This is a genomic window from Pseudomonas arvensis (genome assembly GCF_056688935.1).
Genome location: NZ_CP162038.1, coordinates 4,256,347 through 4,282,905, shown reverse-complemented (window position 1 = coordinate 4,282,905; position 26,559 = coordinate 4,256,347). Strand labels below are relative to the sequence as shown.

30 protein-coding genes are annotated in these 26,559 nt (G+C 60.5%); 6 read left to right on the top strand and 24 right to left on the bottom strand.

Going from position 1 to position 26,559, the window contains the following annotated elements:
• Positions 1-78 precede the first annotated feature (78 nt).
• The 7 genes from AB3G88_RS19265 to minC all read right to left on the bottom strand — a co-directional run bounded on the left by AB3G88_RS19265 (position 79) and on the right by minC (position 6,904).
• Positions 79-2,247 (bottom strand): mechanosensitive ion channel family protein, encoded by a 2,169-nt coding sequence (locus AB3G88_RS19265; RefSeq protein ID WP_099586380.1) that lies wholly within the window; start codon positions 2,245-2,247, stop codon positions 79-81.
• A 52-nt stretch (positions 2,248-2,299) separates the two neighbouring features.
• A complete protein-coding gene (locus tag AB3G88_RS19260) occupies positions 2,300-2,476 on the bottom strand; it encodes a hypothetical protein (RefSeq protein WP_010208820.1) in 177 nt (58 codons plus the stop codon).
• A gap of 147 nt (positions 2,477-2,623) precedes the next feature.
• Positions 2,624-3,913, bottom strand: a complete 1,290-nt coding sequence (locus tag AB3G88_RS19255; RefSeq protein WP_480451227.1) for a M18 family aminopeptidase — start codon at positions 3,911-3,913, stop codon at positions 2,624-2,626.
• A gap of 250 nt (positions 3,914-4,163) precedes the next feature.
• The gene (locus AB3G88_RS19250) at positions 4,164-4,799 is read right to left on the bottom strand and encodes an RluA family pseudouridine synthase (protein WP_057721392.1); all 636 of its coding nucleotides are present in this window, start codon (positions 4,797-4,799) and stop codon (positions 4,164-4,166) included.
• A gap of 96 nt (positions 4,800-4,895) precedes the next feature.
• Entirely contained in the window at positions 4,896-5,150 is a 255-nt protein-coding gene (gene minE, locus AB3G88_RS19245; RefSeq protein ID WP_003175252.1) for a cell division topological specificity factor MinE, read from the bottom strand.
• A gap of 3 nt (positions 5,151-5,153) precedes the next feature.
• Positions 5,154-5,966 carry a septum site-determining protein MinD gene (gene minD, locus AB3G88_RS19240; protein WP_092486440.1) on the bottom strand — a complete coding sequence of 271 codons (813 nt, stop codon included), beginning with the start codon at positions 5,964-5,966 and terminating at the stop codon, positions 5,154-5,156.
• Between the two features lie 200 nt (positions 5,967-6,166).
• A complete protein-coding gene (gene minC / locus AB3G88_RS19235; protein ID WP_099586400.1) occupies positions 6,167-6,904 on the bottom strand; it encodes a septum site-determining protein MinC in 738 nt (245 codons plus the stop codon).
• 119 nt (positions 6,905-7,023) lie between these two features.
• On the opposite strand from minC, the gene AB3G88_RS19230 reads away from it, so the two are divergent.
• A complete protein-coding gene (locus tag AB3G88_RS19230; protein WP_112196346.1) occupies positions 7,024-7,959 on the top strand; it encodes a lipid A biosynthesis lauroyl acyltransferase in 936 nt (311 codons plus the stop codon).
• Positions 7,960-7,990: 31 nt separating this feature from the next.
• Entirely contained in the window at positions 7,991-9,121 is a 1,131-nt protein-coding gene (locus AB3G88_RS19225; RefSeq protein WP_099586376.1) for a patatin-like phospholipase family protein, read from the top strand.
• 43 nt (positions 9,122-9,164) lie between these two features.
• Here the strand turns inward: AB3G88_RS19225 and AB3G88_RS19220 are convergent, their stop codons facing one another.
• From AB3G88_RS19220 to AB3G88_RS19185, 8 genes are all read right to left on the bottom strand, one after another.
• Positions 9,165-9,950 (bottom strand): outer membrane protein OmpK, encoded by a 786-nt coding sequence (locus AB3G88_RS19220; protein ID WP_480451224.1) that lies wholly within the window; start codon positions 9,948-9,950, stop codon positions 9,165-9,167.
• Between the two features lie 230 nt (positions 9,951-10,180).
• Entirely contained in the window at positions 10,181-11,530 is a 1,350-nt protein-coding gene (locus AB3G88_RS19215; RefSeq protein WP_099586374.1) for a nucleobase:cation symporter-2 family protein, read from the bottom strand.
• A gap of 175 nt (positions 11,531-11,705) precedes the next feature.
• On the bottom strand, positions 11,706-12,989 hold the full coding sequence (locus AB3G88_RS19210) for a urate hydroxylase PuuD (protein ID WP_099586373.1): 1,284 nt from the start codon (positions 12,987-12,989) through the stop codon (positions 11,706-11,708).
• 51 nt (positions 12,990-13,040) lie between these two features.
• Complete coding sequence (locus AB3G88_RS19205; RefSeq protein WP_003192823.1) at positions 13,041-13,544, bottom strand: ureidoglycolate lyase; 504 nt, start codon at positions 13,542-13,544, stop codon at positions 13,041-13,043.
• Between the two features lie 126 nt (positions 13,545-13,670).
• On the bottom strand, positions 13,671-14,666 hold the full coding sequence (alc, locus tag AB3G88_RS19200) for an allantoicase (RefSeq protein WP_112196343.1): 996 nt from the start codon (positions 14,664-14,666) through the stop codon (positions 13,671-13,673).
• 41 nt (positions 14,667-14,707) lie between these two features.
• Positions 14,708-15,223 carry a 2-oxo-4-hydroxy-4-carboxy-5-ureidoimidazoline decarboxylase gene (gene uraD / locus AB3G88_RS19195; RefSeq protein WP_099586370.1) on the bottom strand — a complete coding sequence of 172 codons (516 nt, stop codon included), beginning with the start codon at positions 15,221-15,223 and terminating at the stop codon, positions 14,708-14,710.
• Positions 15,220-16,146 carry an allantoinase PuuE gene (gene puuE / locus AB3G88_RS19190; RefSeq protein WP_032888005.1) on the bottom strand — a complete coding sequence of 309 codons (927 nt, stop codon included), beginning with the start codon at positions 16,144-16,146 and terminating at the stop codon, positions 15,220-15,222. The genes uraD and puuE overlap by 4 nt, the downstream gene beginning before the upstream one ends.
• Before the next feature lie 24 nt (positions 16,147-16,170).
• On the bottom strand, positions 16,171-16,515 hold the full coding sequence (locus AB3G88_RS19185) for a hypothetical protein (RefSeq protein ID WP_480451221.1): 345 nt from the start codon (positions 16,513-16,515) through the stop codon (positions 16,171-16,173).
• Between the two features lie 14 nt (positions 16,516-16,529).
• Between AB3G88_RS19185 and uraH the strand changes: the two genes are divergently transcribed.
• Positions 16,530-16,883 carry a hydroxyisourate hydrolase gene (gene uraH / locus AB3G88_RS19180; RefSeq protein WP_158876845.1) on the top strand — a complete coding sequence of 118 codons (354 nt, stop codon included), beginning with the start codon at positions 16,530-16,532 and terminating at the stop codon, positions 16,881-16,883.
• Between the two features lie 325 nt (positions 16,884-17,208).
• Here the strand turns inward: uraH and AB3G88_RS19175 are convergent, their stop codons facing one another.
• The 3 genes from AB3G88_RS19175 to AB3G88_RS19165 all read right to left on the bottom strand — a co-directional run bounded on the left by AB3G88_RS19175 (position 17,209) and on the right by AB3G88_RS19165 (position 19,834).
• Positions 17,209-17,850: a LysE family translocator gene (locus tag AB3G88_RS19175; protein WP_480451219.1), complete on the bottom strand. Its 642-nt coding sequence runs from the start codon at positions 17,848-17,850 to the stop codon at positions 17,209-17,211.
• 15 nt (positions 17,851-17,865) lie between these two features.
• Positions 17,866-19,212: an NCS2 family permease gene (locus AB3G88_RS19170; protein WP_158876843.1), complete on the bottom strand. Its 1,347-nt coding sequence runs from the start codon at positions 19,210-19,212 to the stop codon at positions 17,866-17,868.
• Between the two features lie 187 nt (positions 19,213-19,399).
• On the bottom strand, positions 19,400-19,834 hold the full coding sequence (locus AB3G88_RS19165; RefSeq protein WP_099586399.1) for a MarR family winged helix-turn-helix transcriptional regulator: 435 nt from the start codon (positions 19,832-19,834) through the stop codon (positions 19,400-19,402).
• A gap of 82 nt (positions 19,835-19,916) precedes the next feature.
• Between AB3G88_RS19165 and AB3G88_RS19160 the strand changes: the two genes are divergently transcribed.
• Both AB3G88_RS19160 and AB3G88_RS19155 read left to right on the top strand, forming a co-directional pair.
• Positions 19,917-21,083, top strand: a complete 1,167-nt coding sequence (locus AB3G88_RS19160) for an aminotransferase-like domain-containing protein (protein ID WP_191959186.1) — start codon at positions 19,917-19,919, stop codon at positions 21,081-21,083.
• Between the two features lie 10 nt (positions 21,084-21,093).
• Positions 21,094-21,696 carry a glutathione S-transferase family protein gene (locus tag AB3G88_RS19155; RefSeq protein ID WP_099586364.1) on the top strand — a complete coding sequence of 201 codons (603 nt, stop codon included), beginning with the start codon at positions 21,094-21,096 and terminating at the stop codon, positions 21,694-21,696.
• Between the two features lie 46 nt (positions 21,697-21,742).
• Here the strand turns inward: AB3G88_RS19155 and AB3G88_RS19150 are convergent, their stop codons facing one another.
• From AB3G88_RS19150 to AB3G88_RS19130, 5 genes are all read right to left on the bottom strand, one after another.
• Positions 21,743-22,114, bottom strand: a complete 372-nt coding sequence (locus AB3G88_RS19150; protein ID WP_099586363.1) for a glutathione S-transferase N-terminal domain-containing protein — start codon at positions 22,112-22,114, stop codon at positions 21,743-21,745.
• Between the two features lie 101 nt (positions 22,115-22,215).
• Positions 22,216-22,761, bottom strand: a complete 546-nt coding sequence (gene folE / locus AB3G88_RS19145; RefSeq protein WP_003442011.1) for a GTP cyclohydrolase I FolE — start codon at positions 22,759-22,761, stop codon at positions 22,216-22,218.
• Between the two features lie 77 nt (positions 22,762-22,838).
• Positions 22,839-23,396, bottom strand: a complete 558-nt coding sequence (locus AB3G88_RS19140) for a Smr/MutS family protein (protein ID WP_032888029.1) — start codon at positions 23,394-23,396, stop codon at positions 22,839-22,841.
• 74 nt (positions 23,397-23,470) lie between these two features.
• Complete coding sequence (locus AB3G88_RS19135; protein ID WP_099586362.1) at positions 23,471-23,791, bottom strand: hypothetical protein; 321 nt, start codon at positions 23,789-23,791, stop codon at positions 23,471-23,473.
• 142 nt (positions 23,792-23,933) lie between these two features.
• A complete protein-coding gene (locus tag AB3G88_RS19130; RefSeq protein ID WP_191946558.1) occupies positions 23,934-24,524 on the bottom strand; it encodes a cysteine hydrolase family protein in 591 nt (196 codons plus the stop codon).
• A gap of 239 nt (positions 24,525-24,763) precedes the next feature.
• Here AB3G88_RS19130 and prmB point away from each other — a divergent pair, with 239 nt between their 5' ends.
• On the top strand, positions 24,764-25,672 hold the full coding sequence (prmB, locus tag AB3G88_RS19125; RefSeq protein WP_099586360.1) for a 50S ribosomal protein L3 N(5)-glutamine methyltransferase: 909 nt from the start codon (positions 24,764-24,766) through the stop codon (positions 25,670-25,672).
• 66 nt (positions 25,673-25,738) lie between these two features.
• On the opposite strand, the gene AB3G88_RS19120 is transcribed toward prmB, so the two are convergent.
• Entirely contained in the window at positions 25,739-26,545 is an 807-nt protein-coding gene (locus tag AB3G88_RS19120; protein ID WP_099586359.1) for a hypothetical protein, read from the bottom strand.
• Between the last annotated feature and the right edge of the window lie 14 nt (positions 26,546-26,559).

Sequence of the window (26,559 nt, the reverse complement as noted above, 5' to 3'; positions counted from 1 at the left end):
TTCGTCCTTAACTGACTGGCATTAGGGCAAGCCCGCTCACCACAACAAGCCCGCTTGGCAACGGTGGGTGCGATGCCTTCAAGCTTCCTTCTCTTTCTCCAGCCCACCCGACGCCCCCGTGACCACCTGCACACTCAAGCGCGGTGTGGCCAAGTCCAACCCCGCTTCGTCCAGATGCCGTTTCAGCGACAGGTTGAACGCCCGCGACACTTCCCACTGTTTGATCGGCGCCGTTTTGAATCGTGCCCGCAGGATCGCGCTGCCTGACTCAAAACTTTCCACGCCCTGAATCTCCAGCGGCGACCAGATGTTGCGGCGCTGCAGCGGGTCGTTGCGCATTTTCTGGCCGACATCGCGGATCAGCTTGATCGCGTTATCAATGTCCATGTTGTACGGGATCGCCACGCGGAAGATCGCGTAGCCGAACTCCCGCGAGTAGTTCTTGATGCTCTTGATCTCGCTGAACGGAATCGTGTGCACAATCCCGTCGATGTCGCGCAGGCGCACGGTGCGGATAGTCAGGCCCTCGACGGTGCCGAGGTGGCCGCCCACGTCCACGTAGTCATCGATTGCCAGGGAGTCTTCGATGATGATGAACAGGCCGGTGATCAAATCCGCCACCAGCGACTGCGCACCAAAACCGATGGCCAGGCCGATTACACCGGCACCGGCCAGCAGCGGCGTGACGTTCATGCCCATGTTCGCCAGGGCGACGATGGCGGCGATGATGAAAATCGTCACGAACAGCACGTTGCGGATCAACGGCATCATGGTCTGCGCCCGCGCATTGGCCAGGCCTTTGCGCGAGCGGGTGAGGGCGTGGTGAATTGCCGTGTCGCTGAGGATCCAGATCAACCAGGCAAACAGCAGCGTGCCTGCCAGGCCGAACAGTTTGACCGCGATTTCATGACCGTCGCCTTCGGTAAAGCCAATCAGCGACAAGCCCCAGACCCGCAGGCCCAGTTCGATAAACACCAGCCACACCACCAGGTGAGCCAGGGTGTAGATGAAGCTTTTCAGGCGCTCGGAGTACAGCGCATGGCGCTTGTGCCCGCGTTGCGGCTTGAGGGCATGGCGACGCACCAGGCCGTTGATCACCATGCACAACACCAGCAATACCGTGCACAGCAGCGATTGACGCAGGGCGGTGCTGGTGTCGCCGGCAGAGACGAACGTGGCAAACAGGGAAATACCCACCAGCAGCAGGGCCGGGATGTACCAGAACGAGCCGATGATCTCGATGGTGTCACTGAGCGCGCGCCGTGTGAGGCGGCGTGACAGCGGCTGGTTGCGGATCAGGTGGGCGATCGGCCGGCGAAAACGCAGGATAAACACGCCGGTGGACAGCGCCGCCATCACATTGGCGACGGTTGCGGCGGTGTGCGACAGGTGTTGGCCGAGGGCCGTTACCAGGCGCGGGTCGCTCAGGGCTTCGCCAAAGGCGGCGAAGCTGCCGATCCACCACAGCGGACGAAAGGCCTGGTGCCGCAGGATGTATAGCGCGCGATGGCGGTGCGGGCCGTCGAGTAGCGAGAAGGCGATCACGCAGATGGCCGAGAAACAGGTGCCGACCACCAACGCATAAGCCAGTACCATCGCCAGGGACTTGCCCAGGGACGAGGGCAGCGCGTAGCTCATGTACACGGTGATCACCAGCGCGATCAGCCACGGCCCGAGTTTGCGCAGGGCAAAGCGCACCATGTCCCAGGTTCGTGGGTGCTGCGGCAACTCTTCAGGCAGGCCGAACCGTTCGCGGATGCGGTGGCTGAGCCATATCAACGCATAGGCCAGCAGGCTCCACACCGCCAGAATCAGCGCGAAACCAAAGATGATCGGCAGCCATTCGCTGGCCGGCAGCATCAGCGCATCGAGCTCGTCCTTGGCCAGGTCGATCTCATTGGACCAGCGGCCCAGCGGGCTGTCGTTACCGGAAAACTGTTGCTCAAGGGTCGACAGCGTGTTGCCGATCAGCCCAAGCACGCCTTGTTCGGCGGCCGGCTGGGCTTTTTGCGTGGCGGCACGCAGCTTTTTCAGGTCGCTGAGCAGTTGGGTGCGTTGCTGGTCGTTTTCCAGGGTCTTGATCACCTCGTCCAGCGATTGGCCGAGGGGCACTTCTGCCTGGGGTTGTGACTTGTTGGTGCTGCCCAGCAGGCCGGGCAGGCCGACCGCCTGGGCAGACGCCAGGGGCAGCAGGGTGAGCAGGGCGATCAGCAGGTAGCAGGGCAGAGCAAACAGACGGGAAAACACGAGGCGTTCAACCTTGGAAACGACGGGTTGAGCGAGTGTACGAGTGCACGGGTCATTCGGCCAGTTTGGCGAGGATCTTGTACACCACAGTGCCCAGGATCAGCAGCATACCGATCCACATGCCGAACACGCCGAGGGGTTTGTCGCGAAAATTGAAGCCGACCGCGAGCATGATCATGCCGATCAGGATAGGGATAAGCATGGCGTGGAAGGAAGACATGGAGATCATGGGGCGACGGCCTTGTCGGAGTGGGAATACTGACAAGTCTAGGTCGGATTGCGGGAAGTGCAGGTGATATAGATCAGGTGTACGCAAAACCAAATGTGGGAGGGGGCTTGCCCCCTCCCACATTTTTGACTGTATTCAGCCTTTGGATCAGGGCAAGTCGTGGCTGGCGTAGAACGCGCCCAATACCTTCACCAGATGCGCCAGGTCATGGCTGCCGCACAGTTCACGAATGGAATGCATGGCAAACGTCGGCAGGCCGATGTCCACGGTGCGCACGCCCAGGTGGCTGGCGGTGATCTGGCCGATGGTCGAGCCGCAACCCATGTCGCTGCGCACGACAAAGCTCTGTACCGGCACTTCCTCGGCCATGCACAGATGGCGGAAGAACCCGGCGGTTTCGCTGTTGGTGGCGTAGCGCTGGTTGCTGTTGACCTTGATCACCGGGCCGGCGTTGAGCTTGGGACCGTGGTTGGCGTCGTGCTTGTCGGCGTAGTTCGGGTGCACGCCGTGGGCGTTGTCCGCAGACACCAACAGAGATTTCTGAATGGTGCGTACGAACTCATCACCTTCGGGCAGCAGGCGGCGCAGGGTCTGTTCCAGCATCGGGCCATCGGCGCCGCAGGCCGAGCAGGAACCGACTTCTTCGTGGTCGTTGCACACCAGCACGCAGGTTTCGTCGCTTTCGCTGGTGAGCAAGGCTTGCAGGCCGGCGTAGCAGGACAGCAGGTTGTCCAGGCGCGCGCCGGCGATAAAGTCGCCATTAAGGCCAATCACGGCCGCACTCTGGGTATCGTAGAAGCTCAGCTCGTAGTCGAGCACCACGTCGGCGTTCAACCCATGCTCGCGTGCCAGTTGCTCGGTGAGCACGGCACGGAAGTCCACGCGCTCGTCACCGGCAAATTGCGCGAGGATCGGCGGCAGTTCGTTCTGGGCATTGATCGCCCAGCCCTGGTTGGCTTCACGGTTCAGGTGAATGGCCAGGTTGGGGATGATGGCGATGGGCAGTTTGAAGTCGATCAGCTGGCTTTCGACCTTGCCGTCGCGGCGGAACGTCACGCGGCCGGCCAGGGACAGGTCACGGTCGAACCACGGGGCCAGCAAGGCGCCACCGTAGACTTCCACACCTAATTGCCAGAAACCCTGGCGTTGCAGCTCGGGCTGGGGCTTGACCCGCAGGCACGGGCTGTCGGTATGGGCGCCGACCAGGCGAATCCCGCCCTGCAGCGGCGAGTGGCGGCCGAGCTTGAAGGCGATAATCGAGGAGTCATTGCGGGTCACGTAATAGCGACCGTTGGCTTCGGTGGTCCAGGTTTCGCGCTCGTCGAGACGCTGGTAACCGGCCGCTTCCAGGCGCTGGGCCAGGGCGGCAGTGGCATGAAAAGGAGTAGGGGAGGCCTTGAGGAAGTCGATCAGGCCTTGATTCAACGCTTCGCGCATAAATAGCTCCAGACAGCAGTGCGCGGAGTTTACCGTCCGATGGCCAGAAGTGCACAGAACAAATGTGGGAGGGGGCTTGCCCCCCGATAGCGGTAATCCGTAGCAGCTGCCGAGCGCAAGCGAGGCTGCGTAGCGGACGTATTGACACCCCACGATCTGCGGGGCTCCCAACGCAGCCTCGCTTGCGCTCGGCAGCTGCTACACCGCAATCGGGGGCAAGTCCCCTCCCACATTTGACTGTGTTCACAGCTTAAAAGGGGGCAGGGCACTCAAAGCGCAAGCGCTCACCGCTTTGCGGGTGAGTGAAGCTCAGCATGCTCGCGTGCAGACACAAGCGCGGCCAGGCAGCCAGGGCCTGCTCATGGGCATACAGCCCGTCGCCGAGCAGCGGATGCCCAATGGACAGCATATGCACACGCAGCTGATGCGAGCGCCCGGTGATCGGCGTCAGCTCCACGCGGCACCAGTCCCCACAGCGCTCCAGCACTTTCCAGAAGGTCAGCGCATGCTTGCCGAACTCATGGTCCACCACATGGCGGGGCTTGGTCGGTGGGTCGTAGCGCAGGGGCAGGTCGATGCTGCCGCTGTCCAGTTCCGGCTGGCCCCAGGCCAACGCGGTGTAGGCTTTTTCGGTTTCGCGGTCGTGAAACTGACGGGACAGTTCGCGATGGCTATCGGCGTCCCGGGCCAGCAGGATGATCCCCGAGGTTTCCCAGTCCAGTCGATGGACGATGCGGGCTTCGGGGTAGCCGTTTTCCTGCAGGCGGGTGATCAGGCAATCCTTGTTGTCGTCGGCGCGGCCAGGCACCGAGAGCAGCAGGGTCGGCTTGTTCACCACCAGGACAGCGTCGTCCTGATGCAGGATATGGATATTGGACAGCGGCATTAAACAGCCTCGCAACAAACGCCAACGGCGGCTCGACCACCCGGTTCCCGCAAGGGGATCAAGGTGATCGAGCCGCCGTGGCGGCCGCCTGTTCGATCAACGATCAGGCAGGGTGATATTGAGTTCCAGAATCGAGCAGCTGCCGTCATTTTCCAGAGCGACATGCACGTCATCGTTGCCGATATTGACGTACTTGCGGATCACCTCGACCAGTTCCTTCTGCAAGGCGGGCAGGTAGTCCGGGGTGCTGCGTTGGCCGCGTTCGTGCGCCACGATGATCTGTAGACGCTCTTTCGCGACCGACGCGGTGCTTGGCTTTTTGTTGGCGCGAAAGAAGTCGAGAAATTTCATTGTTTAGTTGCCTCCAAAGATACGCTCGAAGAATCCCTTCTTCTTTACATCGAGGAAGCGATGTTCCACGGACTTGCCCAGCAAGCGATCAACCGCATCGCTGTACGCCTGGCCGGCGTCGCTCTGGTCGTCAAGAATCACCGGCACGCCCTGGTTGGAAGCCTTCAGGACTGCTTGGGATTCCGGGATCACGCCCAGCAGGGTGACCGCGAGGATGTCCTTGACGTCTTCAACGCCAAGCATTTCGCCATTGCTGACGCGCTCAGGGTTGTAACGGGTGAGCAGCAGGTGCTCCTTGATCGGGTCTTCGCCTTTTTCGGCGCGTTGGGACTTGCTGGCCAGCAGGCCGAGCATGCGGTCCGAGTCACGCACGGAGGACACTTCCGGGTTGGTCACCACGATCGCTTCATCGGCGAAGTACATCGCCAGGTGAGCACCGGTTTCTATACCGGCCGGGGAGTCGCACACCACGTATTCGAAGGTTTCCTTCAGTTCAGCGAGGACTTTGCCTACGCCTTCCTTGGTCAACGCATCTTTGTCACGGGTCTGGCTGGCGGCCAGCACGTACAGGTTCTCAAGGCGCTTGTCCTTGATCAGGGCCTGTTGCAGGTTGGCTTCGCCGTTCACCACGTTGACGAAGTCATACACCACGCGGCGTTCGCAGCCCATGATCAGGTCGAGGTTACGCAAACCGACGTCGAAGTCGACGATGACTGTCTTGTGGCCGCGCAGAGCGAGACCGGTACCGATAGCGGCGCTGGTGGTGGTCTTACCCACACCACCCTTGCCGGATGTAACCACGAGAATCTTGGCCAAGGTGTTTCACCCCTAAGGAAAAAGGACTTTTCAGTCCCTGAAAAACATCTCTTGGAACTCGCCGCAGGCGGACAGCCATTGTAGGAAAAAGATGTGGTTTCCATGGGGAAACGCCAACTTCCAATTATTCCTACGCAAGTCTTGCCGGTTTCGCTGTGCTATCAGAGTCTAGAGATGCTTGGAAAATGCGGCAGTATCCGTTAAAGACGGATGATGTTCAACACGTCGCCCGAAAGGCTGACCTGCACCCCGGCCCCCCACAGCGGATCACGGCGCAAATCTTCGGAAACCTTGTACCGACCCGCGATGGACACTAGCTCAGCGGTCAATTGCTGGCAAAAAATACGGGCCTTGGTATCGCCCTTGATGCCGGCGAGGGCACGTCCGCGCATCGGGCCGTATACATGGATATTGCCATCAGCCAGAAGTTCCGCGCCGGGACTGACCGAGGAGATCACTACCAGGTCGCTTCCCTCTGCGTAAATTTGCTGCCCACCGCGTACGGGCGAGGTGATGATCTTTGTAGGCTTGATCGTCGGCTCTGGTGGTTTTTCCGGTTTTTTCTTCTCTTCACCGACCAATGGTTCGAGCGGACGCTCGCGTGCGCCGGACGGTGGCAGTACTGGCAGTTCAATGGCGATGGCTGCGGCAATGTCTTCGATACGGCTGGCACGAATGGCCAGCGTACGCAGGCCGTGGGAGCGGCACACGCGCATCAGGCCGGGCAGATCGACCGCGCCCTGGCCGGCAGGCAGTTTGTCCAGGGCCAGCACCAGCGGGGCGTTGTTGAAGAAATTGGGCGCCAGGGCGACCTTGGCGGCGAGCTGGCGGTCCAGGGCGTCGAGGTCGTTGCGGGCGAGTTCCAGCACGGTGATGGCGAGCATGCTGCCTTTCAGCTGGAACACGGGATCTTGGTCTAGCGGTTCGGTTTGGCTCATGGTCGGCATAAAGCGGCTTGTCACGAAAAGTGTCGAGACTTATAACGAGAACATCCACTGGCCGCAAGCCGGGTCGAACCGTTGTAGAATGCGCGGCCCTGTCTTTACCGGAATCTGTAATGGATCGCCCGCGTTTTCGAGCTGCATTTTTTCACCCGCGTTTCTGGCTGTTATGGCTTGGGCTCGGCCTGCTGTGGCTGGTCACCCAATTGCCGTACCGCGCCCTGCTGGCCATTGGTCGGTTGTTGGGTGCGGGCATGTACCGTGTGGCTGGCGAACGTCGCCGCATCGCCGCACGAAACCTGGAACTGTGCTTCCCGGAAAAAACCGCCGAAGAGCGTAAGCAGTTGCTCAAGGAAAACTTTGCCTCCACCGGCATCGCCTTCTTTGAGATGGCCATGAGCTGGTGGTGGTCGCGCCAGCGTCTGTCGCGCCTGGCCCACGTCGAAGGCCTTGAACACCTCAAGCAGGCCCAGTTGGATGGCAAGGGCGTGATCCTCATGGCCCTGCACTTCACCACCCTGGAAATCGGCGCGGCACTGTTGGGCCAGAAGCACACCATCGATGGGATGTACCGCGAGCACGGCAACCCGCTGTTCGACTTTATCCAGCGCCGTGGCCGCGAGCGCCACAACCTCGATTCCCTGGCCATTGAGCGCGAAGACGTGCGCGGCATGCTCAAGCTGCTGCGCGCCGGCCGCGCCATCTGGTACGCACCGGACCAGGACTACGGCGCCAAGCAAAGCATCTTCGTGCCGCTGTTCGGCATCCAGGCCGCCACCGTCACCGCCACCAGCAAGTTCGCCCGTCTGGGCAAGGCGCTGGTGGTGCCGTTCACCCAGGAACGCCTGGCGGATGGCAGCGGTTACCGCCTGGTGATCCACCCGCCGTTGACCGACTTCCCTGGCGAAAGCGATGAGGTGGACTGTCTGCGCATCAACCAGTGGGTCGAAGCCTCTGTACGCGAATGCCCCGAGCAATACCTGTGGACCCATCGCCGCTTCAAGAGCCGGCCGCCGGGCGAACCCAAGCTGTACGAAAAACGCCGCCGATAAGACAGATTTTTCCCCGACACGGAGTGATGCGATGCGCCCAGCTGAACCGGTAACAGGCTTGATTCTTTCCGGCGGCGGGGCGCGAGCGGCGTATCAGGTGGGGGTGTTGGCGGCGATTGCCGAATTGCTGCCACCGGGGGCACCCAACCCGTTTCCGGTGATCGTCGGCACGTCGGCGGGGGCGATCAATGCGGTGAGCCTGGCCAGTGGGGCGATGGATTTCACGGCAGCCGTCCAGCGCCTTACAGCATTCTGGCAGGGCTTTCGCAGCCATCTGGTATTGCGCAGCGATTGGCCCGGTGTGATCCGTCAGGCGAGTCGCTTCCTGATCCACAGCCTGCTGGGTCTGGGGCGGCAATTTCCGGTAGCGCTGCTCAACAGTTCGCCACTGCGTGATCTGCTGCAGGACAAGCTGCATCTGGCGGGTATCGACGAGGCGATCCGGAACAAACATCTGCATGCGGTTGCGGTCACGGCGTTCGGCTATGAGTCTGGGCAAGCGGTGACCTTCTATCAGGGCGGCGGCACCATCAATGCCTGGCTGCGTCACCGCCGCATTGGCGTACCCACCGCGCTCACGGTAGAGCACTTGCTGGCCAGTTCGGCGATCCCGTTATTGTTTGCCCCGGTGAAACTCGACCAGGAGTATTTCGGCGACGGCGCAGTGCGCCAATCAGCACCGATCAGCCCGGCCCTGCATCTGGGCGCCAGCCGCGTGCTGGTGGTGGGCGTCAGCGGCAACCCACGGGGTAATGAACCGGCGGTGCAGCGCAGCTTCACCGGCCAGGAACCGACCCTGGCCCAGATCGGCGGGCATATGCTCAACAGTACGTTCATTGACAGCCTGGAAAGCGACATCGAGTTGCTGGAGCGCTTGAATCAGTTCAGTCATGCCGCGCCTGGGTTGGCGGCGGTAGAGGTGCTGGTGATTGCGCCGAGCCAGCCGATCGATGAAATTGCTGCGCGGCATCGCCAGGAATTGCCGGCGGCGTTGCGTCTGTTTCTGAGGGGGCCGGGGGCGACCAAGACGAGCGGGGCAGGGGTGTTGAGTTACCTGCTGTTCGAGGCGGGGTATTGCAGCGAGTTGATTGAGTTGGGTAGGAAAGATGCGCTGGCCAAGCGCGAAGAAATCAGCCGGTTCCTGGGACTTGAATCAATCTAAATGTGGGAGGGGGCAAGCCCCCCCACTAATTTTTTAGTGTCGGTTAGAAGTGATACTTGACCAGGAAGCTCGCTGTGTCCTGATTCGTCTTGAACGCCCCAGAATCTTCGATCCCGTACTTGTTCTTCCAATAGTCGTATTCAAAACCTACATACAATTGCTTGTCGCCCCAATGCAGCGCCTTGCCCAGGTCGTATTTAACCTGTGGGTTGAAGTGCAGGTTGGCGTGGTAGGTGCCACGGGCGTTCTTGTCGTTGTCCACCACCCAATCCATAAAGCCATCGATCAGGATGTCGGAGTTACCCACCGGCAGGGTGTACGACCACACCGGGGTGATCTGCCAAACGCCATCACCCGGGCGATTGCCTTCGGTCTGGCGCTGGTAGAAGTTCAGCTGGAAGTAGTCGAAACCAGGGATGTTCAAATCGAACGCCGGGCCGAGCAGGTACGATTCGTTATCGCCTTCGCCGAACTCGTAAGTGAAGGCCAGCAGCACATCCTTGATCGGGCCGAAGGACAGGTCTTTGTCGAGGATCTTGCCGAATGACAACCGTGGGCTGATCTCGCCGTAGTAGGTGCTTGGGCCGACGTTGCCGTCTTCCTTGCCGTTGTAGAAGATGCGGTCGACGAATACAAAATTGTCGCCGTACTTCCACGCATCGGCGTGTTCGAACGTGACGGTTTGCTGGATCTGCGGGTTGACGGTAAAGCTCTTGCCCCACAGGTACGTCAGGCTGTTGTTCTGCCACTGCAACAAGTCACCGGCCACGGCCTGGCCACCCGCCAGCAGGGATCCTGCCAGCATCAGGCCTTTGAACATAGGTTTCATTCGGTTGCTCCCGAGTTAAGATTTTTTGGTTTTTCTTCTACGCAGGCGCTCTAGTGCGGCGCCTTTTGGATCGCTGAAAGTGGTCTGAATGGTCAGCTTTATGGTCATAGCAAGAGCCGCGCCAAGGCGCTAAACAACCGTCAATTCAAGCGGGCGCGGAGAATACTGGCTCTCACGTCTTGGCTCAAGTGCGCCGTTACAGCGCGCACAGGACAACAATGGAGCACTTGTCAGGTGTGGGCGGGGTCGACGGCGGGGCGTTCTGAACCGCCGAGGATGTTGAACAGGATATTCAGCGACAAGGCGCTGAGGGTGGCCATGGCGATGCCACTGTGGGTTATCGGGCTCATCCACAATGGCAGTTGCGCGAAGAACTCCGGGCGCACCACGGGGATCAGGCCCATGCCGATGCTGACGGCCACCAGCAACTGATTGCGACGGTCGGCGATATCCGCCTCCTGGAGGATCTTGATGCCGGTGGCCGCGACCATGCCGAACATCGCAATCGCCGCCCCGCCGAGTACTGCCGGTGGAATCGACGCCACCAGGTACGCGGCCTTGGGCAGCAGGCTGAGCACAATCAGGAACGCGCCCGCCATGATCGTCACCGAGCGGCAGCGCACGCCGGTCATCTGCACCAGGCCGATGTTCTGTGCAAACGAGGAGTGGGTGAAGGTGTTGAAAAAGCCGGCGAAGAACGACGCACCGGCATCACACAGCAAGCCGCGACGCAGCATCCTGGGCGACACTTCCTGGCCGGTGATCTTGCCCAGGGCGAGGAACATCCCGGTGGATTCCACGAAGATAATCACCACCACCAGGCACATCGACAGGATTGGCGCCAACTCGAACTTGGGCATGCCGAAGTGCAGCGGCGTCACCACCTGCACCCATGGTGCCTGGGCCAGGCCGCTGAGGTCGACCATGCCGATGACGCCACACAGACCGTAGCCCAGGCCCATGCCGATCAACACCGAAATGTTCACCCAGAAACCGCGCATGAAGCGGTTGATCAACAAGATGGTGCCCAGTACCAGCGCCGCAATCGCCAGGTAAATCGGCGAGCCGAAGGTGGCTGCCGCGCTGCCGCCGCCGGCCCAGTTCACGGCCACGGGGAACAGCGACAGGCCGATGGCGGTAATCACGGTGCCGGTGACCAACGGCGGAAAGAAGCGCACCACCTTGGACATGAACGGCGCGATGATCATGCCGAAGAACCCCGCGGCGATGGTCGCGCCGAAGATCCCCTGCAGGCCGATACCCGGCATGCCGGCCATGGCAACCATGCTGCCGACGGCGGCGAAACTGGCGCCCATCATCACCGGCATGCGGATGCCCACCGGGCCGATGCCGAACGACTGGACCATGGTGGCGATGCCGGCGACGAGCAGGTCGGCATTGATCAGGAACGCGATTTCTTCACGGCTCAGGCCGGCGGCCTGGCCAATGATGAGGGGCACGGCGACCGCGCCGCCGTACATCAGCAAGACGTGTTGCAGGCCTACCAGAATCAGTTGCAAGAGGGGCAGCCGCTCCATGGCAGGCGCGGCAGGAATCTGCGGTTCGACTAACTCGGTCATGCAACACCTCGGATCTTTTTATTGTTGTGTTGTGTGGAACGCAATCTTCAAAACGCAGTAGGGCCAAATGTGGGAGGGGGCTTGCCCCCGATTGCAGTTGTTCAGTCACTGATGTTTTGAATGACACGCCGCCATCGGGGGCAAGCCCCCTCCCACATTGGATTTGCACAGGCTATTAGTTGGTACGGGCCCCCTGGTTGATCCAGGTGCCGATCAAATCGCGCTCCTGCTGGGTCATCTGGGTGATGTTGCCCAGCGGCATGATCTGGCTCGCTACGGCCTGCGCTTGAATGCGTGCCGCTTGCTGCTGGATCTGCGCTGGCGTATCAAACATCACGCCGGCCGGCGCGGTGCTGAACAGTGGGCTGGTCGGCTTGGCCGAGTGGCACACGGTGCAGCGTTGCTCGATCACGCTGTGCACCTGTCCGAAGTCCGTAGAGGCTTGTGCCGGTGCAGGTTCGGCGGCGGGAGCTGCGGGTGCGGCGGGTTTCAAACCACCGCCCAACGCCGTTTCAGGCAATGGCTGGTACTCGATCGCCGCCGGAGCCTTGGCAATCGGTTCGGCCGGTTTTGGCCCGGTGACGTACGCCAGGCTGATCATCGCCAACGCGCCCACCGGCAAGGTCCATGCGTACTTCTGGCTGTTATGCCGAGTATTGAAGTAGTGCCGTACCAACACTGCCGCCACCGCGATACCGGCCAGGATCAGCCAGTTGTATTGGCTGCCGTAGGTGCTCGGGAAGTGGTTGCTGATCATGATGAACAGCACCGGCAAGGTGAAGTAGTTGTTGTGGCGTGAACGCAGCAAGCCCTTGGCCGGCAGGGCCGGGTCCGGCGTGCGGTTCTCGGCGATGGCCGCCACCAGGGCGCGCTGCGCCGGCATGATAATGCGGAACACGTTGCCCACCATGATGGTGCCGATCACCGCACCGACGTGCAGGTAGGCGCCACGGCCGCTGAACACTTTGCTGAAGCCGTAGGCTGCCGCAATCAACAGCACAAACAGGATGAACCCGAGCAGGGCAGGGCGTTTGCCCAAGGCCGAGTCGCAGAGGAAGGAGTAGATGAACCAGCCGGCGAACAGTGAGCCGATGCCCAGCAACACGCCTTCGGTGCCGCTGAGGCTGCTGCCGGGGGCGAGCAGGTACAGCGTCGGGTTGAGGTAGAACACCACGCACAGCAGCGCGACACCCGACATCCAGGTGAAATAGGCTTCCCATTTGAACCAGTGCAGGTTGTCCGGCATGGTTGGCGGGGCCAGTTTGTATTTTTCCAGGTGGTAGATACCGCCACCGTGGATCGCCCACAAGTCACCGGCCAGGCCGCTCTTGGGGTTGACGCGATTGAGGTTGTTTTCCAGCCAGACAAAGTAGAAAGAAGCGCCGATCCACGCGACGCCAGTGATCATGTGAACCCAGCGCACGCTAAGGTTCAGCCATTCCAACAGATGTGCTTCCACAGTCTTTACCTCTCGCCTGTCACCCTTGTTGTCGGGTGATCCGGCCTTCTCTTATTGGTGGGGGGCGAGGATCAACCGCTCATCCTCTTTGAAAAAATGCTCATCGCAGTTATTGCCTGTGCCACTGCGATCAACCACCAGGAAGTCATCCCGCTTTTCGATCGTCAGCACCGGGTGGTGCCAGACGCCGCGATGGTAATTAATGCCCTGCCTGCCGTTGGTAACGAAGGCGCGGACCAAGCCCGATACAGGTTCATCGCCAAGTGGCGCGACCACGATCAGAAAGGGGTTGCCGAGCAGCGGTATGAAAGCCTGGCTGCCCAGCGGGTGTCTCTCCAGCATGCACACGGTCAGCGGCATGTCCTGCGCATCGGCGCGGAAGATGCTGATGATGGCGTGGTCTTCCGGCTTCGCGGTTTCGACCGTGGCCAGTTTGTGAAAGCGCATGGTCGACCCGTTGTTGATCATGAAGTGGTCGCTGCCGTCGGTTTCGATAACGTCTCCGAAGGGGGCGAAGGCTTCTTTGGTCAGGGGTTCGATCATCAGTGTGCGCATGGCTGTCTTCTTATCCAAATGCTGTGTTGTTTGGTCTATTGCTATCGCGGGCAAGCCCGCTCCCACATTTTGATTTGCGAATACATTCAAATGTGGGAGCTGGCTTGCCTGCGATGGCATCACCGCTTATTTCGACACTTTGCCTAGAACACGCAGGCGGCTCACACCGCCATCCGGGAACACGTTCAGGCGGATGTGGGTAATCGGCCCCAGCGCCTTGATCTGCTCGGCGAAGCTGTGTTCAGCGTGCATTTCCAGCTTCTGCGCCGGCAGCAGTTCGCGCCAGAACAGCGATTGGGTTTCGATCTGGCTGTCGGTGCCGCCTTTGACGAAAGCGCCCTGGATCGAGCAGGTGTCCGGGTAGTTGCCCTTGAAGTGCAGGGTGTCGACGATGATTTTCTCGATCTCGCCTGGGTGGCCCAACGCGACGATCACCCAGTCATTGCCCGGTGTACGACGACGGGCGGTTTCCCAGCCGTCGCCCATGTTGATGCCACGGCCTGGGTTGAGGATGTTGCTCATGCGGCCGAAGTGTTCGTCGGAGCAGGCCAGGGCACGACCGCCGTTCAGTGCGGCAGCCAGGTCGACCTGTTCGTTGTCGCCCACCGAAGACCAGTCGCGGAACGGCACCCCGTACACACGCAGACGTGCGACGCCGCCATCCGGGTAGATGTTGAAACGCAGGTGGCTGAACGCCTGGTCGTTGCTGATTTCGTGATAGTGGTGGCTGTTGCCTTGCAGCTCTACGGCCGACAGCACTTCGGTCCACTGGGTGTTGTCATCCGGCTCGCCCGAGGCCAGGAAGCAGGCTTCCAGGGAGGCCGACGGCGGGAAGTTGCCGGTGAAGAATGAAGTGTCGATGTCCACGCCTTTGATCGAGCCCGGTACGCCCAGGCGAATCACCGCGCTGTCGTAGCCTTCGAAGCGCTTGCGGCGTGATTCCCAGCCGTCCATCCACTTGCCGTTGTCATCGAAAACGCCCTCCTTCCACACGGCCGGGGTCGGCTGGAACAGGCGGTTGGCGTCAGCGAACCAGTCATCGGTGACCGAGATGATCTTGGTGCCCAGGCGGGCGTCGGCCAGGTTGACGAACTTTTCGAAAGGTACGGCGTAAGCTTTCATTCTTCTTGTCTGCCTTGGATAGAGTGGCTGGGGATGGTCGTTTAGAGGGTCAATAAACGGAACAACGCGATCTTGTTGATCTCGGCCAGGGCGCATTTGAATTCGGCGTCTGCCGAGTTGTGAATGCGCGTCTCGAACGCGGCCAGGATCTGATGCCGGTTGCTGCCTTTTACCGCCATGATGAAGGGAAACTTGAACTTGGCCTTATAGGCATCGTTCAGCTCGGTGAAGCGCGAGAACTCTTCGGCCGTGCATTGGTGAATCCCCGCGCCAGCTTGCTCATCGGTGCTGGCTTGGGTCAGTTGGCCCTGGACGGCAGCTTTGCCGGCCAGGTCCGGGTGAGCATTGATCAGCGCCAGTTGCGAGGCGTGATCAGCGCTCAACAGGATGTCGCTCATGCGCTGGTGCAGGGCTTCGATCTGGTCGATCGACGGGTCCTGGCCCAGGTCGTAGGCCCTTTCGGCCACCCATGGCGAGTGTTCGTAGATATCGGCGAAGGCGGCGACAAACTCATCGCGACTCAGGGCCGATGGCTTCAGGGTCTGGAACGCAGTCATTTGGCCGCTCCCGTGTACGGGTGGGTTTCATGCCAGTGGCGGGCAATATCGACGCGGCGGGTGAACCACACGTGTTCATGGCCCTTGGCGTATTCGATAAAGCGCTTCAACGCAGCCAGGCGCGCCGGGCGGCCGATCAAGCGGCAATGCAGGCCGATGGACAACATCTTCGGTGCCTCGGCACCCTCGGCGTACAGCACGTCGAACGCATCCTTCAAGTACTCGAAAAAGTCATCGCCCTTGTTGAAACCCTGCACCTGGGTGAAGCGCATGTCGTTGGTGTCCAGGGTGTAGGGAATGACCAGGTGCGGCTTGCCGGTGGGGTTGTTCGGTTCCCAGTAGGGCAGGTCGTCGTCGTAGGTGTCGCAGTCGTACAGGAAACCGCCTTCTTCCATCACCAGTCGGCGCGTATTGGGGCCGGTGCGACCGGTGTACCAGCCCAGTGGGCGTTCGCCGGTCAGTTCAGTGAGGATGCGGATGGCTTCGAGCATGTGCTCGCGCTCCTGGGCCTCGTCCATGTACTGATAGTCGATCCAGCGGTAGCCGTGACTGCAGATCTCATGCCCGGCCTCGACCATGGCGCGGATCACGTCCGGGTGGCGCTGGGCGGCCATGGCCACGGCGAAGATGGTCAGCGGGATATCAAATTCTTTGAACAGCTTGAGGATGCGCCACACGCCGGCACGGCTGCCGTATTCGTACAGCGACTCCATGCTCATGTTGCGCGCGCCTTGCAGCGGTTGGGCCGAGACCATTTCCGAGAGGAAGGCTTCGGACTCTTTGTCGCCGTGCAAGATATTGCGCTCACCGCCTTCTTCGTAATTGAGTACGAAAGACAGCGCGATGCGTGCCTTGCCCGGCCAGTGGGGGTGAGGAGGGTTACTGCCGTAACCGATCAGGTCGCGTGGATAGTCAGCGCTCACTGCAGTCTTCCTTCTTGTTCGTGGTCAGTCATGTGGCGGCCGGGCAGTGAAAAGACTGGGTGGCGTCACAGCGATGGACTGATTGTATACAACTTGATAGTCACTTTGTAAGCCTGTATTTCTGCATTTTTTCCAGACGGTTGCCACGGGCTTGTACTGCAAGAAACTTGCCTGATGGGTCAATAAAAGGATGAAAGGTCGTTTAAAAGCAAGGCTTACTGAGAATCCAGCGCAAGAATCTTCCATCGCAACCGTCAGTAAATTTTTGTGATTTTTATTGTGTACAATTTTTATTAAAAGTGTCTTAATCAGCCCGTCGCCGGCTTTTGCATGCCCTGCAAAGGTGCGGCCTATCTTCACTCCACTCAAGGGAGCCCCGTTCCATGGGACGACTGACCACACACGTACTGGACGCCGCCCACGGCTGCCCCGGCAGCGCCATCCAGGTTGAACTGTACCGCGTCGAAGGCGCACAGCTTGAGTTGGTCGCCAGCGCCCTGACCAACAGCGACGGCCGTTGCGACGCGCCGCTGCTGCAAGGCGACGCCTACCGCAGCGGCGTGTACCAGCTGCAATTCAGCGCCGGCGATTACTACCGTGCCCGTGGCGTGCAATTGCCGGAGCCGGCCTTCCTTGATGTCGTCGTACTGCGTTTCGGCATCAGTGCCGAACAGGATCACTACCACGTGCCCCTGCTGATTTCGCCTTACAGCTACTCCACCTATCGCGGTAGCTGAGCCGTCACCTCGCTTCACACCCCCAAAGCTCTTCGTTGGTTTCGCCCGCGCACACTGCGGGCTTTTTTTCGTTTAACTATCTAGCGCCTCATGGGTGTTTGCGCTGCATAGGCGGGTGTTTTCCTTGAAGAAGATACCGCGCGTTGCGGCTTATGACCTGGCCTTCGTTGTCGATCAACGTCAACCAATTCACGGCCCAGCAGTCATCCAACGTTGGCACCACTTGCGCAGGTCAAGCAGGCGATGGAACACAATCGCCTGGTTCGGATTGTGGCAGGCATTCAATGGCCTACTACGGGCACGGTCCCTGCGAGCGTCTATTTCGTCAAAGTGAGCCGGTCCTGACGTGGATCAGCGACAAGACGCCAGCGCCTGAAAACAGTGCGGCGCTGACGCGGTTGAACCAGCTCTGGCCGGCACCGCTGCGCAGATACCGTGCAGCGCCGTGGGCACCCAGGCCGTACGCCAACTTGCACAACAGGTCGAGGGCGGCCCAGGTGGCGATCATGATCAGCAATTGCGGCAGGAACGCCTGCTCAGTGCTGAGAAACTGCGGCAGGAACGCGGCAAAAAACAGGATGTCTTTCGGGTTGCTGGCGCCCAGCACAAAGGCGCGGCCGAACAGTGCGCGAAAGCGTGGCACTGGCGCAGCCTGCGGCACGGTTGCACCCTTGGCTGGTTGCCGCGACTGTTGCCAGCTTTGCCAGGCGAGGTAGAACAGGTACAACGCGCCGACGATTTTCAGCGCGCTGAACAGTTGTTCGGAAGCGAGCAGCAATGCGCCGAGGCCCAGGGCCGACGCGCTCAGCAGGCAGATCGAGGCGATCACCCCGCCGAGAAACGCCGGGTACGAGCGGCGCAGTCCGTAGTTCAGGCTGTTGCTGATCATCAGCAACGACAGCGGCCCCGGGATCAGGATCACCACCAGTGCAGCGCCGCTGAACAGCAGCCAGGTTTCCAGACTCATTGCTTGCTCCTTTTGTTATAGAAAGACGAACTTGGCGATAAAGATCACGCACAGCACCCACAGGCTCACGGAAATCTCGCGGTACTTGCCGGTGCCGGCCTTGAGCGCCACGTAGGTGATAAAACCCAGCGCGATGCCGTCGGCGACCGAGAAGGTCAACGGCATCATGATCGCCGTGACGATCGCCGGAATGCTGTCGGTGGCCTCATCCCAATTGATGTGGGCCATGCTTGCCATCATCAGCATCGCCACGTAGATCAACGCGCCGGCGGTGGCGTAGGCCGGAATCATGCCGGCCAGCGGGGCAAAAAACATCGCCGCCACAAACAGAATGCCCACGGTCACGGCGGTAAGGCCGGTGCGACCACCTGCAGCGACACCGGCGGCGCTTTCCACGTAGCTGGTCACCGGCGGCACGCCGACCATGGCGCCAAACACGCTGGAAGCACTGTCGGCCTTCAACGCGCGGGACAGGTTATCGATCTTGCCATCGGCATTCACCAGCCCGGCGCGCTGTGCAACGCCCATGAGTGTACCGGCGGTATCGAACATGTGCACAAAAAGAAACGCAAATACCACGCTGATCATGCTGATATTGAATACACCTTTTACGTCCATCGCCATCCATGTCGGCGCCAGGCTTGGCGGCGTGGAGAGGATGCCGTTGTAGTGCACCAGGCCCAGGCCCCAACCGGCCAGCGTCACAGCGATGATGCTGATGAGGATCGCGCCGAACACACGGTGGTAGCTGAGGATCGCAATCAGCAGAAAGCACACGGCTGCCAGCAGGGGTGCCGGTTCATGCAGTGAGCCGAGTTTGATCAGCGTGGCCGGGCTGTCGACGATGATGCCGGCGGTTTTCAGGCCGATCACCCCGAGGAATAAACCGACCCCCGCGCCCATGGCATGGCGCAGGCTTACCGGAATGCTGTTGAGCAACCATTCACGCACCCGCGACAGCGTAAGGCCCATGAACAGCACTCCGGAAATGAACACCGCACCCAGCGCGGTTTCCCAGTGGTAGCCCATGGTGCCGACCACGGTGTAGGTGAAAAACGCATTCAGACCCATGCCCGGCGCCAGGCCCACCGGCCAGTTGGCGTACAGGCCCATCAATAGGCAACCCAGCGCGGCGGCGATGCAGGTGGCGACGAACGCCGCGCCGTGATCGATGCCGGCGTCGGCCATGATGTTGGGATTGACGAAGATGATGTAGGCCATGGTGATAAAGGTGGTGAGGCCGGCGATCAGCTCGGTCTTCACTGTGGTGCCATGCAGGCGCAGTTTGAACAGGCGTTCCAGCCAGCCACCCTGCGAGGGGGAGAGATCCAGCGTTGGTGCTTCGGATTTGCGGCTATCCACAGCGAGTACTCCTCAAGAGTTTTATTGTTATTTCCAGCGCCGGTCACATGAGTGGGCAACAGCGCTTTGAGGTACTGGCGGGTTTTGTTGACCAATAGGTCAGGAACTCGCACGAAGCGAATTATGCTTTTGTATACAAAGAAAGCAAATAATGTTTTCGATTAAGTGTGCGAAAGGGGATGAAAGGCTAATTCCCGGCACTCAGTGCCTGATTGACCGCCAGCCAGCCCATCACTGCTTCTTCTCCGGCTTCACTGAACGCGCGCTGCAACAGCTTCACCTGTTCACGGCGCAGCGACTGCTCGAAACGCAGGCCTTCTTCGGTCAGTTGCAGCAGGCGTTTGCGCTTGTCGGCTTCGGACGCCACGCTGTCCACCAGATGCATTTCCTGCAATTGGCGCAGCGGCATGTTCAGCGCCTGCTTGCTGACCCCGAGCAATTCCAGCAACTCCTTAACGCTCAGCGCCGGGTAACGCGCGATAAAAAACACGATGCGCTGGTGCACCCGACTCAGGCCTCGGCGTTCAAGCATCTCGTCAGCCTTGGCGGTAAACGCCTGGTAGCCGAAGAAGAACGCTTCCATTGCCTGTTGCTGGCTGCTCTGGTTTTTAAGGTCAAGCATGTTGACGTATCCACTCAAGCTGTCGTAATTTCGGTCAACCAGTTTGACGTATTTCCCACAGCCTTCGCTAGCGGTGACCTCCATGGCCTTCTCTGAACGTGTTACGCGCCTCAAAAGCTCCTTGATCCGTGAAATCCTCGCGGCGGCCCAGCGTCCCGAGGTGATGTCCTTCGCCGGAGGCCTGCCGGCCGAAGCCATGCTGCCTGCGCTGAACTGGGATGACATGCCGCTGAACATTGGCCAATACGGCATGAGCGAAGGCGAGCCGCAATTGCGTGAATTGCTTGCCGCTGAGGCGCGGGCACTGGGCTTGCCGTGCGAGGCCAGCCAGGTGTTGGTGGTCAGCGGTTCCCAGCAGACCCTGGATTTGGCGGCCAAGTTGTATATCGACAAAGGCACGCAGATCCTGCTGGAAGGCCCGACCTACCTGGCGGCCTTGCAGATTTTCCAACTGTTCGGTGCCGAGTGCCTCACGGTCCAGTTGGAAGCCGATGGACCGAACCTCGCCGCGCTGCGCGCCAACCTCGAACGCCATCGCCCGGCGTTCATCTATCTGATTCCCACGTTCCAGAATCCGTCGGCGGTGCGCTACAGCGAGGCCAAGCGTGAGGCCGTCGCAGCCTTGCTTGATGAGTTCGGCGTGACGCTGATCGAAGACGAACCCTACCGCGAGCTTACTTTTGATGGCGGCAGCGCCAAACCCATCGCCGGTCGCTTGAAAAAGGCCAGCTGGATCTACACCGGTACCGTGTCCAAGACCTTGTTGCCTGGCCTGCGCGTGGGTTACCTGATCGCCAGCCCGGACCTGTTCCCGCACCTGCTCAAGCTCAAGCAATCGGCGGACCTGCACACCAACCGTGTCGGCCAATGGCAGGCGATGCAATGGATTGGCAGCGAAAAATACCAGCAACACCTGGTGGAACTGCGCCGTTTTTACCGCCAGCGCCGCGATGCATTCCAGGTCGCGCTTGAGCGTCATTTCGGCGAGCTGGCCGACTGGCAAGTGCCCCAGGGCGGATTATTCTTCTGGCTGACCTTGAAACAGCCGCTGGACACCCGCACCTTATTGGCCCAAGCGCTGGAGCAGAACGTCGCGTTCATGCCCGGTGAACCGTTCTTTGCCGAGCCGGACCAACATCTGGGCTCGTTGCGCCTCAATTTCAGCCATATCGACCCGGCCCGCCTGGACGAAGGTCTCAAGCGCCTGGCCGCGGTGGTCCGTCACGCACAGCACGCGCAAGCGGCATAAGGGGAGCCCCATGTACAAGGTTTATGGCGATTACAAGTCGGGCAACTGCTACAAGATCAAATTGATGCTCAACCTGCTGGGTATCCCGTACCAGTGGGTGGATGTCGACATTCTCAACGGCGGCACCGAAACTCCCGAGTTCCTGGCCAAGAACCCCAATGGCAAAATCCCGGTGCTGGAACTGGAAGACGGCACGTGCTTGTGGGAGTCAAACGCGATTCTCAACTTCCTGGCCGATGGCAGCGAGTTCCTGCCGACCGAGCCGCGTTTGCGCACGCAAGTGTTGCAGTGGCAGTTCTTCGAGCAATACAGCCACGAGCCGTATATCGCGGTCGCGCGGTTTATTCAGTTTTACCTGAACATGCCCGAGGATCGCCTTGAGGAATACAAGACCACCCACAAGGGCGGTTACAAGGCATTGAGGGTGATGGAGCGCCAGTTGCAAACCACGCCGTACCTGGTGGGCGAGCGGTATTCGATTGCCGACATCGCGCTGTATGCCTACACCCATGTGGCCCACGAAGGCGGTTTTGATTTAGCGCCGTACCCGGCCGTGCAAGCCTGGTTGCAGCGCGTGGCGAGCCATCCCAAGCATGTGGCCATGCTCGACTGATTACCGCGGTCAAAAAATGGGGGAGGGGGCTTGCCCCCTTCCACATTCAGATCGCGGCGAAGCGCTTGTCCAGGTAATCGATGATGACCTTGGAGTCGTACATCCACGTGGTCTGGCCATTCTCTTCGATACGCAGGCACGGCACCTTGATCTTGCCACCTTGCTCCAGCAGGGTCTGGCGGTCCTGCTCGTTGTTCTTCGCGTCCTTCAACGCCACCGGCACATTCAGACGGTGCAGGGTGCGGCGGGTTTTCACGCAGAACGGGCAGGCGTGGAATTGATACAGGGTCAACGCCTTGGCCGCCTCGTTCACCTTGGCCTGTTGCTCGGCAGGGCGCTGCTTTTTACGTGGGCGGGTCAGGAAGTCGCCCGCGATGATGACGTGGCCGAGGCCCACTCGAAGTGCTTTGACGAACATGGCTGATACCTCTTGCCCATAACTGAGGGGGCGCAGCTTACCTGATTTCTGCGGGCGAAAAAAAACCGGCGATGAACGCCGGTTTTTTCCTGCTCAGCCGGTTACTTGATCAGGCTGAGGAATTCGCTGCGGGTGGCCGCGTTTTCGCGGAACTCACCGAGCATCACCGAAGTGATCATCGACGAATTCTGTTTCTCCACACCGCGCATCATCATGCACATGTGCTTGGCCTCGATCACTACGGCCACGCCCAGGGCGCCGGTCACTTGCATCACGGCATCGGCGATCTGGCGGCTGAGGTTTTCCTGGATCTGCAGGCGGCGCGCATACATGTCGACAATCCGCGCGACCTTCGACAGGCCCAGCACTTTGCCGCTCGGGATATACGCGACGTGGGCCTTGCCGATAAACGGCAGCAGGTGGTGTTCGCACAGCGAGTACAACTCGATGTCCTTGACCAGCACCATTTCGCTGTTGTCGGAGCTGAACAAGGCACCGTTGGTGACTTCTTCGAGTGTCTGCTCATAGCCGCGGCAGAGGTACTGCATCGCCTTGGCGGCACGCTTTGGCGTGTCGAGCAGGCCCTCGCGGGAAACGTCCTCGCCGAGTTGGCCGAGGATCGCCGTATAATTCTGTTCCAGGGACATGAAACTACCTGTGGGATTTTCGCAAAGCGCAAGGTTACGGTGGCGGACACATCGCTGCAAGCCTGACGATGGCCTTGTTACTCGTCGCGCCCTTCCATCATGGTGCGCTTGAGCATCACATACACCGCCCCCGCGCCGCCGTGGCGGGCCTGGCAGGAGGTAAAGCCGAGCACCTGGGCATGCTGGCGCAGCCAGGTGTTGACGTGACTTTTGATCATCGGCCGCTTGCCGTCCAGCCGCACGGCCTTGCCGTGGGTGACGCGCACGCAGCGGATTTCGAATTTGGTCGCTTCGGCGAGAAAGGCCCACAGGGTTTCCCGGGCTTTCTCCACGGTCATGCCGTGCAGGTCGAGGCTGCCTTCGAAGGGGATCTGGCCGACCTTCAGCTTGCGCATCTGGCTTTCCTGCACGCCATCCCGGGCCCACATCAGTTCATCTTCGGGGCCTACGTCGATGACGAACTGGTCCGACAGGCCATCCACCGTGGTGGCGTCGGTGCGCACGGTCGCGGCCTGGCGCAGTTTGGCGATTTGCGCCCGGTCAGCCTTGGGTTTGCCGGTGTCGGCGCGGTCGTGCTTGATCGGCTTGACGCCGCGCAGCTCGTTTTTGAACAGGGAAAAATCGTCGTCTTGCATGTCGGCCTCCGCGAAGGGCGGGCAGTTTACCTAATTCGCGGCAGCCGGGCGCAGGAAACGCTATCCAAGCGCCATCAGTCGTGTTTTTTCATCAGGTGCGCAGCGATATTCAGTGACAACGGCTGACGCATTTTGCGACGGCTACGACGCCACAACCACACGCCCAACCACAACACCAGCAGGCCGATGCCCAGCAGAAGAGCAGAGCCACCGGGGCTGGCATTCAGTTCGCCAAGGGCCGGCGAATGGCCAAACAAACCGGCGCCACCAGCACCGGCCAACAATAAACCAACCATCGCCAGCAGCGCGGCAATGCACGCCACCAGGCGCAGACGCCAGTTGCTCGGGCCCTTGGGGCGCAAGCGACGAGCGTCAAAACCATCGGATATCTTCATTCCGACCTTTCCTCCAGGGTATCGGCCCTTCGACCGGAAGATACACAGGTTGTTCCTGTACCCGAGGTAAATGCGCCAAATGAGAGGGCTTAGCGGATGAGCGGGGCAATAAACAGTGCCGCGCCGCTCATCACAAGGGCGATCAGATCAGATCTTTGGTCAGCGCAAGGGTGGCGAAGTTGTCAGCCATGATGGCCATTTCGGTCTGCTGTACATGGTCGGCACTCAGGACGCCGCCCTTGTAAGGCAGATCGCGTGTGGCGCAGGCGTCTTCCACGAGGGTGCAGCGAAAGCCCAGGTTCTTGGCGGCGCGCACCGTGGTGCTGACGCTGGAATGGCTCATGAAACCGCAGACGATCAGGTCCAGGGAACCGAGGTCTTGCAGGTGTTTTTCCAGGCCGGTGCCGTGGAAGGCGCTGGGCAGCAGCTTGCCGATAATGGTTTCGTCACCTGCAGGCTCAAGGCCGGGAATGAACTCACCGCGTTCGCCCTGCGGGTCGAACAGGCCACCGACGGTACCCAGGTGGCGCACATGCACGATCGGACGGCCAGCGTTGCGGGCCGCACCAACCAACTGCTTGATATGGTCAACCGCCGCGTCCATGCCCGAGAGGGCGAGTGGGCCGCTGAGGTATTCCTTCTGGGCGTCGATGATCACGAGGGTCGCATGATTCAGGTTGGCTGCTGCGTAACCGCGACCGCTGAGTTGAAACATCGTCTTTGGAACGGACATTCTGGGGCTCCTGTGAGGGGGGCTTTTGCGACATTGTCCACTGGCTGAGCGGTTCTGTGAATCGCTACTATCGTAAGGTACGCCGTTGCTGGCGTGCAGCTCTGTCAAGAGGGCCGCGTATTTAACCGAATGATGGCGATTTGGACAAAATCCGACGTGCGGTGCCAGGTTTTCGTGGATCGTCGGTGCAGGTGAAGGCTGTTAGAATCGCCAGTCGTTTTTTCCAGGAGTCTGCCCCCGTGATCACTTCCCGCCTGCGCACCTTGCGCGACCACATCCGTTGGGCTGTCAGCCGTTTCCATGGGGAAGACCTGTTTTTCGGCCATGGCACCGACAATGCATGGGACGAAGCCCGGCAATTGGTGCTCGGCGCCGTGAACCTGCCATGGGAAATTGCTGATAGCTACCTGGACTGCAACCTGGAAGAAGAGGAAATCTCCCATGTGCAGCGCCTGCTTCACCGCCGTATCCATGAGCGTGTACCGACCGCCTACCTGTTGGGCGAGGCGTGGTTCTGCGGCATGTCGTTTATCGTCGACGAGCGTGTGTTGATCCCGCGCTCCCCCATTGGCGAACTGATCGAAAACCGCTTCGAACCGTGGCTGGCCCAACCCCCGGCGCGCATTCTCGACCTGTGCACCGGTTCCGGTTGCATCGGTATTGCCTGTGCCTACGAGTTCCAGGACGCCGAAGTGGTGCTGGGCGATTTGTCCTTCGAAGCATTGGAAGTGGCCAACCAGAACATCGAGCGCCATGGCGCCGACGAGCGCGTCTACACCGTGCAGGGTGATGGCTTCGACGGCCTGCCGGGCCAGCGTTTCGACCTGATCGTGTCAAATCCTCCGTATGTGGACGCCGAAGACTTCGCCGACATGCCGGACGAATACCAGCACGAACCGGAACTGGGCCTTGCCTGTGGCGACGACGGCTTGAACCTGGTGCGCCGGATGCTCGCCGAAGCGGCGGATCACCTGACCGAAAAGGGTTTGCTGATCGTTGAAGTGGGCAATAGCCAGGTTCACGTCGAGGCGCTGTACCCGGAAGTGGACTTTGCCTGGCTGGAATTCCAGCGCGGTGGGCATGGTGTATTCATGCTCACGGCCGAGCAGTGCCGGGAACATCAGGCAGTCTTCGCCGCCAGGATCTGACTGAAGAAACACGGTGAGTGTGGGAGGGGCTTGCCCCCTCCCACATTTTTATTGCATTACAACCCATCAGCGGTGCGTGGCAATCCAGATCAACAACCCCGCCTGAAACACGGTAAACGCCACCAGACACGTGATGGTAAAGCGCAAGCCGCTGTCCTCCCGCTTGAATTTGGTGACCTTTTCCTCTTCCTTGCGCAGCTTCACTTCCTGCTCCAACAGGTTCTGATCGGCCTGTTGCAGCATCTGTGCGGCTTCGAGGATCTCGACGAACTGCACCTTCTCAGTGTTCCAACTGTCCAGCACATCGCTGACCTTGCCCGGCTGTACGTTGCCTTTGAGGTGCTGCACGTCGGCGTAGGCCACATCAAAGCCCTGCACGCGCAGGAAGTGATCGCGGCGCAGGCGCGTGGCTTCGTTGAGCGCGTCCTTGTTGGCCAGGTCGACGCCGTCGACGCGGTAGTGTGACCACTTCTTTTTCGCCCAGGCCGCGCCTTGAGCCACCAGGAAACGGCCGATGCCCCGGTTGGCCGGTTCGATTTCCAGGCTGTTGCCCGGACCGAAATGCACGCGATGGGTGTCGTGGTCGACCCAGATATCCAGATGGTTTTGCTCGCGCCGTACACGCTGGCCGGGCAATTGAATGACCATGCGCAACAGACTGTGGTGTTTGTCATTGCGCTCGGCATAGCCGAACTGCACAAACCGCAACGGCCGCACGCCGGTGGCGCGATCTATGGCCAGGGGCGCCAGGCGCAGCATCTTGAAGTGTTCGGCCTGGACATCCGCCCACGGCAACGACGCCGCGTCGACGGCCTCGGTATTTTCAGCCGGGGTGTCGGCGGTCTGTTCGGGTGTTTCTTCAGTGGTTGTCATGCGGCGCGATCCTG

Coding starts and splice junctions, on each gene's coding strand:
- AB3G88_RS19260 (WP_010208820.1), bottom strand. CDS start 2,476: ATGATCTCCATGTCTTCCTTCCACGCCATGCTTATCCCTATCCTGATC.
- AB3G88_RS19255 (WP_480451227.1), bottom strand. CDS start 3,913: ATGCGCGAAGCGTTGAATCAAGGCCTGATCGACTTCCTCAAGGCCTCC.
- AB3G88_RS19250 (WP_057721392.1), bottom strand. CDS start 4,799: ATGCCGCTGTCCAATATCCATATCCTGCATCAGGACGACGCTGTCCTG.
- minE (WP_003175252.1), bottom strand. CDS start 5,150: ATGAAATTTCTCGACTTCTTTCGCGCCAACAAAAAGCCAAGCACCGCG.
- minC (WP_099586400.1), bottom strand. CDS start 6,904: ATGAGCCAAACCGAACCGCTAGACCAAGATCCCGTGTTCCAGCTGAAA.
- AB3G88_RS19230 (WP_112196346.1), top strand. CDS start 7,024: ATGGATCGCCCGCGTTTTCGAGCTGCATTTTTTCACCCGCGTTTCTGG.
- AB3G88_RS19225 (WP_099586376.1), top strand. CDS start 7,991: ATGCGCCCAGCTGAACCGGTAACAGGCTTGATTCTTTCCGGCGGCGGG.
- AB3G88_RS19220 (WP_480451224.1), bottom strand. CDS start 9,950: ATGAAACCTATGTTCAAAGGCCTGATGCTGGCAGGATCCCTGCTGGCG.
- AB3G88_RS19215 (WP_099586374.1), bottom strand. CDS start 11,530: ATGACCGAGTTAGTCGAACCGCAGATTCCTGCCGCGCCTGCCATGGAG.
- AB3G88_RS19205 (WP_003192823.1), bottom strand. CDS start 13,544: ATGCGCACACTGATGATCGAACCCCTGACCAAAGAAGCCTTCGCCCCC.
- alc (WP_112196343.1), bottom strand. CDS start 14,666: ATGAAAGCTTACGCCGTACCTTTCGAAAAGTTCGTCAACCTGGCCGAC.
- uraD (WP_099586370.1), bottom strand. CDS start 15,223: ATGACTGCGTTCCAGACCCTGAAGCCATCGGCCCTGAGTCGCGATGAG.
- uraH (WP_158876845.1), top strand. CDS start 16,530: ATGGGACGACTGACCACACACGTACTGGACGCCGCCCACGGCTGCCCC.
- AB3G88_RS19175 (WP_480451219.1), bottom strand. CDS start 17,850: ATGAGTCTGGAAACCTGGCTGCTGTTCAGCGGCGCTGCACTGGTGGTG.
- AB3G88_RS19165 (WP_099586399.1), bottom strand. CDS start 19,834: ATGCTTGACCTTAAAAACCAGAGCAGCCAGCAACAGGCAATGGAAGCG.
- AB3G88_RS19160 (WP_191959186.1), top strand. CDS start 19,917: ATGGCCTTCTCTGAACGTGTTACGCGCCTCAAAAGCTCCTTGATCCGT.
- AB3G88_RS19155 (WP_099586364.1), top strand. CDS start 21,094: ATGTACAAGGTTTATGGCGATTACAAGTCGGGCAACTGCTACAAGATC.
- AB3G88_RS19150 (WP_099586363.1), bottom strand. CDS start 22,114: ATGTTCGTCAAAGCACTTCGAGTGGGCCTCGGCCACGTCATCATCGCG.
- folE (WP_003442011.1), bottom strand. CDS start 22,761: ATGTCCCTGGAACAGAATTATACGGCGATCCTCGGCCAACTCGGCGAG.
- AB3G88_RS19140 (WP_032888029.1), bottom strand. CDS start 23,396: ATGCAAGACGACGATTTTTCCCTGTTCAAAAACGAGCTGCGCGGCGTC.
- AB3G88_RS19135 (WP_099586362.1), bottom strand. CDS start 23,791: ATGAAGATATCCGATGGTTTTGACGCTCGTCGCTTGCGCCCCAAGGGC.
- AB3G88_RS19130 (WP_191946558.1), bottom strand. CDS start 24,524: ATGTCCGTTCCAAAGACGATGTTTCAACTCAGCGGTCGCGGTTACGCA.
- AB3G88_RS19120 (WP_099586359.1), bottom strand. CDS start 26,545: ATGACAACCACTGAAGAAACACCCGAACAGACCGCCGACACCCCGGCT.